The 14,524-nt window shown below is 29.4% G+C and carries 21 protein-coding genes, 3 pseudogenes and 1 riboswitch; of the genes and pseudogenes, 12 read left to right on the top strand and 12 right to left on the bottom strand.

The window, feature by feature from the left end; all coding sequences use genetic code 11:
- Positions 1-409 precede the first annotated feature (409 nt).
- On the top strand, positions 410-640 hold the full coding sequence (locus KA824_RS09195) for a hypothetical protein (protein WP_026034740.1): 231 nt from the start codon (positions 410-412) through the stop codon (positions 638-640).
- 87 nt (positions 641-727) lie between these two features.
- Here the strand turns inward: KA824_RS09195 and KA824_RS09190 are convergent, their stop codons facing one another.
- From KA824_RS09190 to tsaT, 5 genes are all read right to left on the bottom strand, one after another.
- Positions 728-916: a hypothetical protein gene (locus KA824_RS09190; RefSeq protein ID WP_019467911.1), complete on the bottom strand. Its 189-nt coding sequence runs from the start codon at positions 914-916 to the stop codon at positions 728-730.
- Positions 917-1,078: 162 nt separating this feature from the next.
- Positions 1,079-2,041 (bottom strand): arsenic resistance protein, encoded by a 963-nt coding sequence (locus KA824_RS09185; RefSeq protein WP_181187555.1) that lies wholly within the window; start codon positions 2,039-2,041, stop codon positions 1,079-1,081.
- Positions 2,042-2,190: 149 nt separating this feature from the next.
- Complete coding sequence (locus KA824_RS12955) at positions 2,191-2,325, bottom strand: hypothetical protein (protein ID WP_258230502.1); 135 nt, start codon at positions 2,323-2,325, stop codon at positions 2,191-2,193.
- 127 nt (positions 2,326-2,452) lie between these two features.
- Positions 2,453-2,701: a hypothetical protein gene (locus tag KA824_RS09180; RefSeq protein WP_107385375.1), complete on the bottom strand. Its 249-nt coding sequence runs from the start codon at positions 2,699-2,701 to the stop codon at positions 2,453-2,455.
- Positions 2,702-3,282: 581 nt separating this feature from the next.
- On the bottom strand, positions 3,283-3,465 hold the full coding sequence (tsaT, locus tag KA824_RS09175; protein ID WP_107385374.1) for a type II toxin-antitoxin system toxin TsaT: 183 nt from the start codon (positions 3,463-3,465) through the stop codon (positions 3,283-3,285).
- Between the two features lie 227 nt (positions 3,466-3,692).
- Here tsaT and KA824_RS09170 point away from each other — a divergent pair, with 227 nt between their 5' ends.
- The 4 genes and pseudogenes from KA824_RS09170 (at position 3,693) to KA824_RS09155 (ending at position 5,795) form a co-directional block, all read left to right on the top strand.
- Positions 3,693-4,181: a hypothetical protein gene (locus KA824_RS09170; protein WP_107386684.1), complete on the top strand. Its 489-nt coding sequence runs from the start codon at positions 3,693-3,695 to the stop codon at positions 4,179-4,181.
- Between the two features lie 94 nt (positions 4,182-4,275).
- Positions 4,276-4,482 carry a TM2 domain-containing protein gene (locus KA824_RS09165; protein ID WP_107385367.1) on the top strand — a complete coding sequence of 69 codons (207 nt, stop codon included), beginning with the start codon at positions 4,276-4,278 and terminating at the stop codon, positions 4,480-4,482.
- Between the two features lie 465 nt (positions 4,483-4,947).
- Positions 4,948-5,361, top strand: a pseudogene (locus tag KA824_RS12895) (transposase); the annotation flags it as partial.
- Between the two features lie 218 nt (positions 5,362-5,579).
- Positions 5,580-5,795 (top strand): sterile alpha motif-like domain-containing protein, encoded by a 216-nt coding sequence (locus KA824_RS09155; RefSeq protein WP_107384306.1) that lies wholly within the window; start codon positions 5,580-5,582, stop codon positions 5,793-5,795.
- Positions 5,796-5,804: 9 nt separating this feature from the next.
- Here the strand turns inward: KA824_RS09155 and KA824_RS09150 are convergent, their stop codons facing one another.
- The 5 genes and pseudogenes from KA824_RS09150 to KA824_RS09130 form a co-directional block, all read right to left on the bottom strand.
- The gene (locus tag KA824_RS09150) at positions 5,805-6,041 is read right to left on the bottom strand and encodes a hypothetical protein (RefSeq protein ID WP_107384305.1); all 237 of its coding nucleotides are present in this window, start codon (positions 6,039-6,041) and stop codon (positions 5,805-5,807) included.
- 391 nt (positions 6,042-6,432) lie between these two features.
- Positions 6,433-7,727 (bottom strand): annotated as a pseudogene (locus tag KA824_RS09145) (CitMHS family transporter).
- A 177-nt stretch (positions 7,728-7,904) separates the two neighbouring features.
- A complete protein-coding gene (locus tag KA824_RS09140; protein WP_107386611.1) occupies positions 7,905-8,171 on the bottom strand; it encodes a hypothetical protein in 267 nt (88 codons plus the stop codon).
- Between the two features lie 204 nt (positions 8,172-8,375).
- On the bottom strand, positions 8,376-8,912 hold the full coding sequence (locus tag KA824_RS09135; protein WP_107384302.1) for a GNAT family N-acetyltransferase: 537 nt from the start codon (positions 8,910-8,912) through the stop codon (positions 8,376-8,378).
- Positions 8,913-9,398: 486 nt separating this feature from the next.
- Positions 9,399-9,824, bottom strand: a complete 426-nt coding sequence (locus tag KA824_RS09130) for an organic hydroperoxide resistance protein (RefSeq protein WP_040030180.1) — start codon at positions 9,822-9,824, stop codon at positions 9,399-9,401.
- 176 nt (positions 9,825-10,000) lie between these two features.
- Here KA824_RS09130 and aroD point away from each other — a divergent pair, with 176 nt between their 5' ends.
- Positions 10,001-10,720, top strand: coding sequence for a type I 3-dehydroquinate dehydratase (gene aroD, locus KA824_RS09125; RefSeq protein ID WP_107384301.1), 720 nt, complete (start codon positions 10,001-10,003; stop codon positions 10,718-10,720).
- Between the two features lie 66 nt (positions 10,721-10,786).
- Positions 10,787-11,332, top strand: coding sequence for a nitroreductase family protein (locus KA824_RS09120; RefSeq protein WP_107384300.1), 546 nt, complete (start codon positions 10,787-10,789; stop codon positions 11,330-11,332).
- On the opposite strand, the pseudogene KA824_RS09115 reads toward KA824_RS09120, so the two are convergent.
- A pseudogene (locus tag KA824_RS09115) lies at positions 11,329-11,705 on the bottom strand (transposase); the annotation flags it as partial. The gene KA824_RS09120 and the pseudogene KA824_RS09115 sit on opposite strands and share 4 nt — an antisense overlap.
- A 50-nt stretch (positions 11,706-11,755) precedes the next feature.
- Between KA824_RS09115 and KA824_RS09110 the strand changes: the two are divergent.
- A complete protein-coding gene (locus KA824_RS09110; protein ID WP_192947479.1) occupies positions 11,756-11,932 on the top strand; it encodes a hypothetical protein in 177 nt (58 codons plus the stop codon).
- 30 nt (positions 11,933-11,962) lie between these two features.
- Here KA824_RS09110 and KA824_RS09105 read toward each other — a convergent pair whose 3' ends face one another.
- The gene (locus tag KA824_RS09105; RefSeq protein ID WP_107384299.1) at positions 11,963-12,283 is read right to left on the bottom strand and encodes a thioredoxin family protein; all 321 of its coding nucleotides are present in this window, start codon (positions 12,281-12,283) and stop codon (positions 11,963-11,965) included.
- Between the two features lie 143 nt (positions 12,284-12,426).
- On the opposite strand from KA824_RS09105, the gene KA824_RS09100 reads away from it, so the two are divergent.
- From KA824_RS09100 to KA824_RS09085, 4 genes are all read left to right on the top strand, one after another.
- Positions 12,427-12,780, top strand: a complete 354-nt coding sequence (locus KA824_RS09100) for an arsenate reductase family protein (RefSeq protein ID WP_107384298.1) — start codon at positions 12,427-12,429, stop codon at positions 12,778-12,780.
- 180 nt (positions 12,781-12,960) lie between these two features.
- Entirely contained in the window at positions 12,961-13,341 is a 381-nt protein-coding gene (gcvH, locus tag KA824_RS09095; RefSeq protein ID WP_019469771.1) for a glycine cleavage system protein GcvH, read from the top strand.
- Between the two features lie 264 nt (positions 13,342-13,605).
- The gene (locus KA824_RS09090) at positions 13,606-13,998 is read left to right on the top strand and encodes a toprim domain-containing protein (RefSeq protein WP_019469770.1); all 393 of its coding nucleotides are present in this window, start codon (positions 13,606-13,608) and stop codon (positions 13,996-13,998) included.
- Positions 13,995-14,294, top strand: a complete 300-nt coding sequence (locus KA824_RS09085) for a thioredoxin family protein (protein WP_107384297.1) — start codon at positions 13,995-13,997, stop codon at positions 14,292-14,294. The genes KA824_RS09090 and KA824_RS09085 overlap by 4 nt, the downstream gene beginning before the upstream one ends.
- Before the next feature lie 53 nt (positions 14,295-14,347).
- Positions 14,348-14,453, top strand: a riboswitch (SAM riboswitch).
- Positions 14,454-14,524 lie beyond the last annotated feature (71 nt).

Genomic DNA, 14,524 nt, shown 5'->3' with positions numbered 1-14,524 from the left:
CACAATTATACGGACTTTATCCGATAATATAAAATAATGTCTAAATAGAAACATTACTTTCATAAGACGAATAAGTTCTTATTTTATAACTGAAATGATTAATACTTTAACTATAGGATAACTTTTTATTAAATTCATTTCCACTGGTATGATTTAATTAATTTAATTATTTTGTTGAATCTTATTTAAAATAATACATTTTCAACTGTTAATTATAATTTATGATAATTTTTTGAGAAAATTAGTTTTTTGTGTTTTTATATTATAAAGAAGGGTATAACTAACCAAGCACAAAAAGTCCTCCAAACTTTAGTGTGGAATATATTTTCGAGATTGACGTCGCTTTTCGAAGCGGCGTTTTTGTTTTATACTGCATATAGTATGACTATTTAAAAAAGGGATGTATATTGTGAGATTATTGAGTATATTGTCATTTTTATGTAGCCTGGCGATAACAGTTGTTATTATATATGGTGTTATCATGATGGCTGGTGACTTAATGGGGTTAACAACATTTAATAATCAATTATTAATTGTAGGTCTAGCATTTGTATTATTGAGTGGTTTGTTTGGAAAAAGTAAACCACGATTGTCAATGTTAGTGCTATTTATTGGATTTATAATTGTAATTGTTAATTAATAAATAATAAAAGGAGTGAAAAGGAATCTATGTTTACCAATGATTTCTTTTCACTCCTTTTTATATGAGTCATTTTATCAAAAATAACTAAGCTTTAAATGATTCAATATTGCCTTGAAGTTTTTGATCCATGTCATTAGCTATTTTTAATAATAATTGTTTTATATCTTTTGAAGTTAATTCATTATCAGCAGTAACTTTGATAATTAAGCCTAAATCCGTTTTAATATGGAAAGTCGTACGGTTATTTTCAGATACGCTTCTTAATATTTGCATCTTAATCACCCCGTTTTCAAATTACAGAATTATCGTTTGACGTATAACTAAACAGTATTAATGAGATAATTCAATTAACATAGTGTAAAATGTTAATTTGATATAAGTTTAATATATTTGAGATGAAATGAATAATAATTAGCTTCTGATATAGTGATGTGATTATTTAATGTATTTAGGTATCATCTTGATATAGATAAGTTCGCCTAATAATTCACATAATGTTTGTGTAATAATGACTGTAGTTGTAATGGTTACCCAATGGTTTGGTAAACCTAATGCTAAAGGTAGGACAACTAGTGCATTTCTTGTACTAGAACTAAATGCAATGGTCCTTTTGGTTTCTTGTGTTACTTTAAATAATTTACCACATAAGGTACCTATTAAAGGAGCAATGATTAAAAAACAAATATAAATAGGTATAACTGTAATGACAATATTTAAATTATGGATAATTTTATTTATTTGTGATCCTACAATTGAAAATAAAACGAGAGCCATAAAAATTTCGGGAAGCCAAGATGTGAACTTTAATATTTGATTTATGTTTTTGGACTTATTACTAGAATATTGCAATAGAAGTGCTAATAATAAAGGGAAAATTATAAACATCAAAAACGACTTAAAGAATGGTAAAATATCTATTTGTGAAAAAATATCAGTGTTTAGAAATAGTGTGAAATATAAAGGTAATAATAAAATTTGGCATATAAACAGTAGTGGTGTAGCAAATAACATGAGTCGTTCGTTTCCTTTTCCTAATGCATTAAAAACAAGAACGTAGTCAATACAAGGCGTTAGTAGAACAAGATACAACCCGATTAGGGTAGGTGCATCTGAAATATCAAACAATTGGATCAAGCCATAAACAAATAAAGGAATAACAATAAAATTTGATATTAATAATGCCAAAATAGACTTTATATTAAGCAAACTGAGTTTGATGTTAAAAAATGGAATTTGTGAAAACATACTAAACATAAGTAGAAACAAACTAGCAGAAATTATAGATTCTAATATGTTGGCAAAAATATTTGATATTAAGCCAACAAGGACACCGCTTAAAAGTGCTATAAAATAAATGTAAATTTGGTACTTTTCAATCATGGATTTTATATATTGCATAATAACCTCTCATTTATCAATTTTTGTTCATGGATTTATTTCATACACAGTCAGTAATACAGAATAACCTGAAATAAAAAAAGTGGAGAGAAATCATGTATGCCATTTTGATTTCAAGCCCCACTTCTTTATATGAACTAGTTTCGATTTTATTTTTTGTCTTTATCTTGAACACTTACTTTATTTTCAATTTTATCATCATTTGTGCTATCAATACTTAGAAGTAATGCACGAATAACTAAAACACCAGATATAAGTAATAACAGATTTTTTAATAGTTTCATATTTTCACCCACTTGTATGAATTTAAATGTTTGTTACAAAATAATTATATTTATATACATCATACACTAAAATCCACTGACTAAATAAAAAATACTATTGTGTTTGTTTCCTTTATATAAGGGTTATTTAAAGGTCGACGACGTAAAGTGTTGAATTTTCTTCATCGACTGTTACTTTTAATTCATCACTATTATTTTCAATTGTGGTATTAACAACATTTCCTTGCTCAATCGTAAAGAAAATTTGGCTTAAAATACCCATCGCATAATCATTAATTGGACTTACAAGAGAAATAGAAGTTGTATCTTCTTGTATCATAAATTGCTTTTGACTTTGATTTATTAATTGCCATTTAGGTAAATAGGTTAATTTCATAGTTGTCACTCCTTAATATTGCTACATTTTTAATATTTTTCTAAAGAAGAATATTAAATTTTGAATTAATTGATTGTGAAAGGGAATAAGTTCACCAAATACATAAGAATAAGAGGTGATAGCATGATTGTTTTATTATCTATTATATTAGCATTAATTTTTGCTTTTCTAGCAACAATGCCATTTTTATTTATAAATACGAGGTTGCATGAAAATGTTAATCACTCTAAGGAAGAGATACGCCATGAAAAAATAAGAGCGATTAAACGTTTTGTGTATTTTTTTATATTAATTATTATTTTGTTAATGGTTTTTCATTTCATTACAAATTGAATTGATACGTATAAAATACAAACATAAGTGCGAGCATATTTGATTCGTTTTTTAAATTAAATGACTTATGTTATAGAAGTAGGAGGAAATGTTGCTTTTTAAGTGATTCATGGGTGAAAGCTTGTAATAAAGCGCCACTTATAAATTGATTTTAAGTGGCACCTCAGAAGCTTATGGTATCGTTTAGTTTAAACTAAGATTGTTTGATCGTATACGCATTGAATTGATATTGAACGCCTAAATATGATCTAACTGAAAATAATGGTAAAGAGTATACCCACAACACCAAAAATAATTAACATAACGGTCAGTCCGAGTAAAGATTCTTTGGTTTGTTGTGTGTCTTTCAACTTATAAAATATTAAAGAAATAATTCCACAAATTAAAAATATGAGTGAAAGCCAAAATACAATCATGAAATGTAAACTCAAATTCTTGTTCCTCCTTTGTAATGTCATCTAGCTATAATACTTGATGATTTTATTCAATAACTTAAAAATTAATTGTTTTTAGTTTTGTAAGCTCGTTTGTATTATATTTTATCATTTATTCATAAGATGCCATAGTGTAAGATATTTTCACGAATTTGGTTATAAAAATTAAATTGTGGAAATAGAATATCAGCATGATTATGTTTAACGTAGAAAAGAGGAATTGCATGAGCAATTTTAAAGTAAAATTGGATAGGGCAAGACAAGCAGTAAATGAAATACAAGATTGTAACAGTAAAGATTTTCAAGAAGCAGAACAGTTAATTGTAGAATTGAAGCAAGCAATTAGAAATGACTTAATGCCACAAACTGAGCAAGAAGACAAAAGATTAAAAGACATTGCAAGCAAATTAAATACACATATTAAAACGGGTTTTGAAAATTTTCATACACCTCAGGATATAAGTCATTATTTAGAGTCAGCTTTTCAACGTGGTAAAAAAGATAAAACGTACGGGAGAGCATTAATATTAATTGAAGAAAATGAAATGATAGAACAAGTGAAAGTACATTTTGATGATAGAGCACAAAACGCCAAGTTAATTAATAACATTTTAGAAAAATTAATTGAACTGAGTGTAGAAATAATGCCAACCGAATATACAGAAATATTGAAAATTGAAAAAGCATATTTCGAAAAAACATTTGCCAATTAAAAAGAATTAGCGTATAAACATTAAAATTTTAGATTTTATTAATTATAACGGTGTATAATAGCAGTGAATCAAATAAGTAAGGAGATAGAAAATTATGAATGAAGTAAATAAAATAATTTATATTGTTTTAGCGGTGTTTTTAGGAAGTTTTGGAATTCATAAGTTTTATGCTAGAAAAACTGGTATGGGTCTTTTGTTCCTCGTATTTTGTTGGACAGGTATTCCACAAATTTTAGCTATTATAGGTGCGATTATTACAGTATTTAAACCTGCAGATCAAAATGGCAATGTTTTAGTTTAAAACTATGATATAAAATAAAACGAGGCTGGGACATAAATCCCATTCTCAAAATAAGAGGACAAATCCTTAACAATGGATTTGTCCTCTTTATATTTAAAATCTTCCGATTTTGACCGTGCATGCTTGCCTGGGGTATGGTTCGAGCCTGTAGTCTCTCACTCATATCATTTCCCCGGGCGTCAGCACAATGCAAAATCGTTTGAAATATTTATCAAGATACAAAAGCAAAGGCTCATTAGAAACAATTCATTACCTCTAATATATTGATGAAGTTCTTATTTTATAAAATTAATAACATGAATTAGCCAGAAATCATAAGTAATAAAGAATTGGACCTTTTGATATGAGAATAATATGCGATTTTGACCGTGCATGCTTGCCTGGGGTATGGTTCGAGCCTGTAGTCTCTCACTCATACTATTCCCCCGGCGTCCGCACGTTACAAAATCAGTACAATAAAATTTATGTATGAAAAACAATTCAAAAACGAATAAGAAGATAATGAAGCATTTTAATTGGGAGTATTTTAAATCTCAAATTAATCAACAGCTTTCATAACCAGAGATTAAAAAATCTACAGTCAAAGAAAAATTGATGTAGAACCAGTTTTTTGATTCATGAAGGCTATTTTAGGTTTCACTCGAATGTCAGTTCGAGAGATAGACAAAGTCAAAAGAGAATTAGGATTTGTCCTAATGGCATTGAATGTAAGGAAAATAGTGTAGCTCAACGAGCTACACTATTTGATAAAAATAAGAAAACGACAATTTCTACATTATTTCAATAGAAACTATCGTTTTCTGTTTAGTCAGAGACATTTATGTCCTGAACTCGTTTTTTATATTGAAAAATATAATGACATCAACCAAATTAAAATAAAAAAGTATTTAATTTTTATTGCTTTAGCAATAGAATTCATAAACTTTACAATATTTACAATTTTGATTAAATACTATGAAAACAACAATTAAACTGTTCATTTTTAAATTTAAAAATGAACAGTGATAGACAAATAAATATTATTTGTTATGATTATGAAAAGGCTTTAAATAGTAAGACATGTAACGATTAAAATTTAAATAATCGAGGTAATGCTTATGACATTCTATGATTTTATAAATGACTTTGTTAATGACGACACGCCACTTGGTCAACTTGCCTATTTTATAAATAAAGATAAGAATTTCCCTAAACATGCAACAGGATATCATGAATTATATGCATACTTTAAAACGAATTATAATTATAATGAAATAATGACGTCTGCAAAAAGAGCATTAAGTTTATATCTGAATAACTTAAGTGTCAATTAGCATAAAGATTCATTGTTCATAATACCAGTTTCTTATTTTCAGAGCATATTTAATGTCTTCCGTTCTAAAGTTAATTTCATTATTTCTAATTGAAAAAGGTTCAATGATATCTTGAGCCATCCAGGTATTAATAAGTTCTGTAGGTAGGCCATCTAATTCCATGTCACTTTTACTTAGAACAAAACATTCCCAATCGAGAGAAATTTTTGAAGGATTAATATATACACACTCATTAATCTGATTCATAAAAACACTCCTTAACATTGTAAATCCGACGTTAAGTTTTACCCAAGTACAAATAAAATAAAACGACAATTTTATTATATTTGTCTACTAATTGATGAAAAAATAATAAATGATTGAAATTTGTTATTTTAAAGTATTTCAAAGTGTATAATTACAATCGTTTGTCTATTAATGAATAATAATATGTATTTGTTGATAATCATTAATATATAAATATAAGTACAGTACTAAAAGCATGTCATCAACTAATTAATTGGCGATATAAATTATAAACTCGTATACAAATAAAGAACTCATCCAATTTGATGTGGATGAGTTCTTTTTGTATTCAAAAGCTAACATTTTTGTTTACTGTGCATATTTTTCTTGAAGTAAGTTGAGATGTGCATTTTTACCACGGTATAATTCCTAAAATACAAGCTACAAAAATCATAAATAGACTAGATCCAACAGCCCATTTTATTACTATGCGTTGGTTTTGGCCGTATTCTATATCTAGCATACCTACAAGTAAGTAACCAGCAGCATATAATGGACTTAACACATGTAAAGGCTGACCTAAAACTGAAGCTCTCGCCATATCAACTTTGGAAATACCAAATTGTTGCGCAGATTCAGCTAAAATAGGTAATACACCATAATAGAAAGGATCATTTGCCATAAAGTATGTAAATGGTCCACTCAAAATTGCTGTGATTAACGCAAAATGAGTGCCCATAGCATCTGGTATGATTTGTACCAAAGTATTAGCCATTTCGTTAACCATTTTTGTTCCATTCATTACACCTGTAAATATACCTGAAGCAAAAACAAGACTGATTACAGAAAGTACATCTCCAGCATGTTTTTTTACAACAGAATTTTGAATACTTAAATTAGGATAGTTTAGTAATATTGCAAAGCCAAACCATAGCATAAACAAGACTGGTATTGGCATTAAGCCGATAACCAGACAGACGATTAATGAAATTGTTAGTATTGCGTTTGGAATAAGCATTTTTGGTCTTTTTAATAAAGATTCTTCTTTTGTATCGGTAGGTTTTATATCATTTAAATCAATATTTGTATTTGATGTAATATACTTTTTTGAACGCTTTCCAAGTATGTAAGCAACTCCAAAAGCAAATAATATACCAGCAATCATTGCAGGTATGATAGGCACAAAGACCTCTTCAGTAGTTACTTGCAAAGATGAAATCGCACGTGCGTGGGGCCACCCCAAGGCAACATGTTCATTACACCGATAGATAGAAGCGCCAATGTAGATAAAGTATATAGACTCATGCCAATCTTTTTATAAAGTGGCATCATTGCAGTTACGGTGATGATGAAAGTAGTGGTACCATCACCATCTAGTGCTACCATGGATGCTAAAATTACAGTGCCTATTGCTATTTTTACTGGATCCCCTTTAACGACTTTTATAATTTGATTAATGACTGGTTCAAATAAGCCAGCATCTATCATAACGCCAAAATAAAGTATGGCAAAAGTCAGCATAATTCCAGTTGGTGCAACAGTTTCTATGCCATCTAACATAAACTTACCTAAACCTGCATAGAAGCCACCAATCAAAGCAAAAATGGTAGGTATAACAATTAACGCAGTTAAAGCTGACATTTTACGTGTCATAATTAATACCATAAAGATGATAATCATAATAAAACCGAGAATTGCTAAGTTCATATATTCAATTTTCCCCCTTTGTTTTTATCATTATATACTTTTCAGAAATTTTTTGAAAATAAAATATTACTCTTTTTTAAAAAGTATATGCTAAAAAAACACTTCATAACTCAAATAAATAGTTATGAAGTGTTTTGCGATTATTAAATATTATAAAATAAATATGTATTTATAAAATTAAATGAAAAAATTTATTACATATGATTTCCAAAAAGGGTAACTTAGTAGTGCTAAAGAAAATAATGATACCAACATAGCAAAAATATTAGCAATACGATCCCCGCGTAAACATGCATATAAATTAATAAGTAGTACACCCAATATGAATAACAGACCAGCTAATATTTGCATGTCTCCTTCTAAAATTTTATTAACTGCTAATAATGGTGTTGCTAATGTAATTAATGACAAGAACAGTGATAATAATGTCGTTGCATATTTCAAATTGTTCAGTCCTCTCTAAGAAATACTTTTATTAATCTAATGTTATAAATGATAGCTTAATAAAATAATATTTGCTTAACAATTTAATTGCAAGTCATTTTTATATATGGCGTAACATTTATCAAAAAGATGATTAACGAAAAGCGTCAAATTATAGTAGTAAGGAGGCGTCTGTATTGTGAATGAGTAGTATAAAAGACTTGTTTATTCGAATAAAGTCATATCCTCACCATTGAAATAGTAAATCAACCAATGTTCATCAACATAATCTACATCATATTTTCTGGCAAATTTTTCTATTGCAAGTAATTCAAAATTTAAATTACTAAAAAAGACTTTGCCACTAATATTATTTGATATAAGTGAAGTCATTAGAATTTCAATTTGTTTATCATGGCAGATTTGGAATACATATTTCATTAATTGTTTGGCAATTTGTTCTTTGAGTTCATGGTTATTACCCATAACACACATATTTTCGATTACTGCTTTGTGTGACAGGCTGTAATTTTGATTAAATATAAGTGTTACAGCACCTATCAAAACACTATCTCGAAAGGCTCCAATGACAATTGATTGATTTGAATTAGTAGAAAGTAAATCGTTTAAATTGAGTTCGGCTAAGCATCGATCATTTTGTAATTTCCAAGCAAATACGTCAAGATCTTCATGAATGCCATGTTTTAATAATGTTCTATAGTTGGGTAAATCATCGATTGATAGATAACGTATATTTGTCATTGTATGCCTCCTAAACTTTATAAACCATTTATATAATAGATTAATAAATTTTACAGCCGTATTAAATTTGATTTTAAGGGAAAAAGGATAATTGAGCAACACTATATTTAATTTTATTCAAAAACATGGAATCATCTTTAATTTAAAAAACAAAAAATATGAAGTTTTTAAGTGTTTAATTGCATTTAATTTAATTTTTAAGTAACGCGAATGGATATGATAATTATGGTATAATATGGTGGATGATATATTATGAGCGGAGGCACGATAAGTGGAATCTTTAATGACTATTATAGTTTCGCTAATTTTGCTTATCTTGATTTCTTTTGCCATATTAATGATTTACATCTGGATTAATTATAAAGATGAAGACAATTAATAAAAAAGAGAAAACGATCAAAAGACATCATGACATAAGCATAAGCAGTATTAAAACAACAAAAAACCCCCAAATTCGATTAGGAATTTGGGGGTTTAGCATTATCGTTATTCTACTACTTGTACATTTAAATCTACGTCAATATTACCGCGTGTTGCTTTTGAATATGGACAAAATTCATGTGCATCTTGTAGATATTTTTCTGCATCTTCTTGTGATAAAACGTTTTTAACTTTTGCATCTATTGAAACGCTTAATTTAGGGCTTTCAGCCTCTGGGTCATCTTCTAAACGTACAGTTAAAGTGACTTCAGGTTCAGCGCCTCTCACTTTATTTTGTTTAAGAATTAAATCAAATGCACCATTAAAACATGACGCATAACCTGCTGCAAATAATTGTTCAGGGTTAGTACCTTTTTCAGCATCAGCTTGTGCTGGAGGAATGACTGCTACATCAATTGCTTTATCATCTGTTTGAACGTGACCGTTACGACCACCTGTATTCGTTGCTTTTGTTTCATAATTTACTGCCATTATATTACCTCCTAAATTACTTATATAACGACTATACCCTGTAAATTAAATTTAAATCATATAAAAAGGTGAATAGATTTTTATTATTTACTTAAACGATGCTCTTTTAAGATTGTGTTCGTTCTCAATATTGTTATACAATAATTTTAATGTTGAGTGAAAAGGAAGTTTTTTAAATGTCTGAAGTAAAAATTGCAGTAACGATAGAACCAGAAAGTGAAATTTCCCAAACTTTTTTAAACGATTTAATAAAATATCAAACATCTATCGATATAATTGAATTAAGAGTTGATCAGTGGGCAACACCAAGAGTTGATGACATAGCTAATGTCATTGATAAATTATATAAGCTAAATTTAAACAAGAAAATTTTAGTTACTTATCGCACACAATCACAAGGCGGTAAAGGTGATTTGCCGATTGATGCGTACATTAAATTACTTGAAAGTATAATTGAAATAGACCATGTGGATATGATTGATGTTGAATTTGAAATTAACCATCAATCTCATTATATAGCGAACTTGATTGATCAAGCCCATAAAAATGATATTGAAGTTATATTGTCTTATCATGATTTTCAAAAAACGCCACCATTGGTTCAGTTAAAACATTTGTATTTTAAAATGCATCAAATGAATCCAGATTACTTAAAAGTTGCGGTCATGCCTTATAGTAAAGAAGATGTCTTAAATTTATTATCAGCATTATCTGCAACAGTTGATACAGTGCCGCAACAAGTGATTGGCATTGCTATGTCAAAATTAGGCATCATTTCAAGAACTGCACAAGGTATTTTTGGTGGTGCAGTATCATATGGTTGTTTGGATAATCCTAAAGCACCTGGACAGATACAAGTTGAAACTTTGCGCGCGCAATTAAAGCTATATCAGTAGTTTGAAAATCTAATCGTACTATCTTATAATTGAAAATAGTTATCAATAGTGAAAGGGCGATATTAGATGGAACTACAAGATGCAATAGCTCAACGAAGAAGTATAAAGGTCTTTAGAAGAGATATGAACATAGATGACGATGCTTTATATGAAGCGATACAGCGTGCTACAGATGCACCCAATCACGGCTTGAGAGCACCTTGGAGAGTGGTTCATATCGCAAAAGATAGATTGGGAGATATGAGTAAACAATTAACTGAAATTGCTTTTCCTAATCTGAGAAAAAAGCAGGAAGATCACTATAAAGTTGCTACCAATTTAGGTGGTATGCTTGCATTAATTGTTAAAGAAGATCCAAGGCAAAAAGAAAGTTTAGAGAATAATATGGCATTTGGTGCATTTGCACAAAATCTTATGCTATTACTTTTTGAATCAGGTATAGGTACCTGTTGGAAGTCACCGGCTTATATTTTCAATCCTGAAATACGCAAAATATTTGGTGTGAAAGATGATGAGCGTTTAGTTGGATTACTATATTTGACTGATTTGGAAGATTTAGAAAAAATGCCACATCGAGAACGTCAACAAAATCAAGTCATTGATAAGTTTTAAATAGAACAATTCGGGACATAAATGTCTCTGACCAAACAGAAAACGATAATTTCTATTGAAATAATGTAGAAATTGTCGTTTTCTTTATTTTTATCAAGTAGTGTAGTTCGTCGAGCTACTATTTTCCTTAAATTTAATGCCGTTAGTACAAATCCTATTTCTCTTTTGACTTTGTCTCCCCCTCGAATTGACATTCGAGTGAAACCTAAAATAGCCTTCATGAACTCAAAAACTGCTTCTACATCAATTTTTCTTTGACTTTAGATTTTTCAGCCTCTGGTTATGAAAGCTGTTGATTAATTTGAGATTTAAAATACTCCCAATTAAAATGCTTCATTATCTTCTTATTCGTTTTTGAATTGTTTTTCATACATAAATTTTATTGTACTGATTTTGTATCGTGCTGACGCCCGGGGGAATAGTATGAGTGAGAGACTACAGGCTCGTGCCATATCCCCAGGCAAGCATGCACGATCAATATCGGAAGATTTTAAATATAAAGAGGGCAAATCCATTGTTAAGGATTTGCCCTCTTATTTTGAGAATAGGATTTATGTCCCACACCTTTTTAATGCTTATTTCAAAATTTTGGTTGTTTAAAAGTTAAAGTTAATAGAATTAAACCAATAACTACTCGAACGTTTCAGCTAGGAATGATTCAACTTGTTCAGGAGATTTAGCATTTGCTGAATGTAAATGTGCTAATTTCTCTCCATTTTTAAAAACTAATAAACTTGGAATACCCATAACGTCATTTTCAGCTGCAGCGTCTTCCAATTCATCGCGGTTAACAGTGTACCAGTTATAATTGTTATATTTTTCTACAATTGGGTCAATCCACATGTCCATTGCTTTACAATCTGGACACCATCCTGCTTCAAACTTAACGATGACTGGCTCGTCACTTTGTACTGTATTTTTAAATTGATCATTAGTATTAATTGATTCCATAATTAGACTCCTTTATAAAAGATATTATTGTAAACATTATAACCGACAATTTGCAGTTATTAAAAAAATCAGCTTAATAATTAGAGCGTTTTTGTTATAAGTTTGTTATATTAGTGTTAACTAAGCATAGGAGGTCCTGAAAAATGATAAAATTTTACCAATATCCTAATTGTACAACTTGTAAAAAAGCTGCAAAATTTTTACAAGCATACGGGGTAAGTTTTGAACCTATCGATATTGTGCAACATACACCAACTAAAAATGAGTTTAAAGAAATCATTAATACTACAGGTATTGATATCAATAAACTATTTAACACGCATGGTGCAAAATATCGTGAATTAGGCCTTAAAGATAAATTAAAAGACCTTTCCGATGAAGAAAAACTAGATTTATTATCCTCGGATGGCATGTTAGTGAAACGACCACTCGCTGTATTAGGTGATAAAGTAACAGTAGGTTTTAAAGAGGAACAATACAAGGAAACTTGGTTGTAAACACATTTTCTTTTACAATTCATTTTTAACAACTTTTGAGAATAATAGTTATATGCTTTGAAAAAGTTTTGTGCGATGAATTGTGAAACATGAGAAGTATTGTAAAATCAATTAAATAGTTGATTGTAAGCCTTTCATATGGCATCATGAATATGTAAAAACATTTAGGAGGGGATTCTCGTGGCAGTACCAAGTGAATTAAAATATTCTAAAGAACATGAATGGGTAAAAATTGATGGTAATACAGTGACGATTGGTATCACTGAGTATGCGCAAAGTGAATTAGGTGATATCGTATTCGTTGAATTACCTGAAACTGATGACGATATTGACGAAGGTGAATCTTTTGGTAGTGTTGAATCAGTAAAAACAGTGTCAGAACTTTATGCGCCTGTTTCAGGAAAAGTTGTAGAAACAAATGATGAACTAGAAGATAGTCCAGAATTCGTTAATGAATCACCATATGAAAAAGCATGGATGGTTAAAGTTGAGTTAAGTGATGAAAGTCAATTAGACGAGTTAATGTCAGCTGACCAATATTCTGAAATGATTGGCGAATAATATGAAATCAAACTCCACGATACGATATATCATGGAGTTTTTATTTTATCCTATAATGAAAGGCTAAATTTCAATTCAATATTCAAGTTGTTTTTGAAGTATAAATTACTTTAAAAAGTATCGTTAATAATATCATTGATGATAAATTGAATATTCAATTATTAAGATTATAATAAGAATCTATAATAAATGTTTATGTTGATAATGTCTGGTGTAGAACTAAATATAAAATTGAATTTACTATCACATTTAGAGGTGAATGTCATGGCGATATTAAACCAAGTTATCATTGTCGAAGGGAAAACAGACAAGAAACGGGTGAAGCAGGTGATTGACCAACCTATTGAAATCATTTGTACTAACGGTACTATGGGGATTGATAAGTTAGATGAAATGATTGAATCATTATACGACAAGCAAGTTTATGTACTTGCAGATGCAGATGATGAGGGTGAAAAGATACGTAAATGGTTTAAAAAATATTTAAGTGAAAGTAAACACATTCACATAGACAAACAATATGGTGAAGTAGCGAGATGCCCTAAAGCCTATTTGTCAAAAGTATTAGCAAAACATGGATTTTTAGTGAAAGATGAAGAAAAAGTAGCAAAAGCAAAGTTAGATTATATTGCTGAAAGGGTCAGTTTATTAACATGAATGTACAGAGTGAAACGCGTGTTAATGTTTTAGAACACGTAGATAAAGAAAAATATCTAGTTTTTGGTTATACACCAACCTGTGGTACATGTAAAGTATCGGAACGAATGTTAGATATTGCGAATGAAATTTTAAAATTACCAATTACTAAAATAGATTTAAATTTCCATCCTGATTTTAGCCAACAACATGAGATACAATCAGTACCGATACTTATGCTTATGTCCAAAGGAGAAGAACAAAAAAGAATTTATGCATTTCAATCAGTGCCTTATTTGTTAGAAAATTTAAAATAATTATTGACGAATCTTTAGTACAATGGTAGGATTATGGATAATTAAATAATGAACTCTTATCACGAGAGGTGGAGGGATGTGCCCTATGAAGCCCGGCAACCGTCTTTAATAGAAATGGTGCCAATTCACATAAAGTAGATAAACTTTAGAAGATGAGAGAAGCGGGTATGCTTTCTCTATTCTTCGGTGAAAAGAGAGAGCATTTTTTAATTGAATGAGCAATACAAGGA

The organism is Staphylococcus sp. GDY8P198P (assembly GCF_017891615.1).
Classification (GTDB): Bacteria; Bacillota; Bacilli; order Staphylococcales; family Staphylococcaceae; genus Staphylococcus; species Staphylococcus cohnii.
This window is presented reverse-complemented; position numbering and strand designations above follow the sequence as displayed.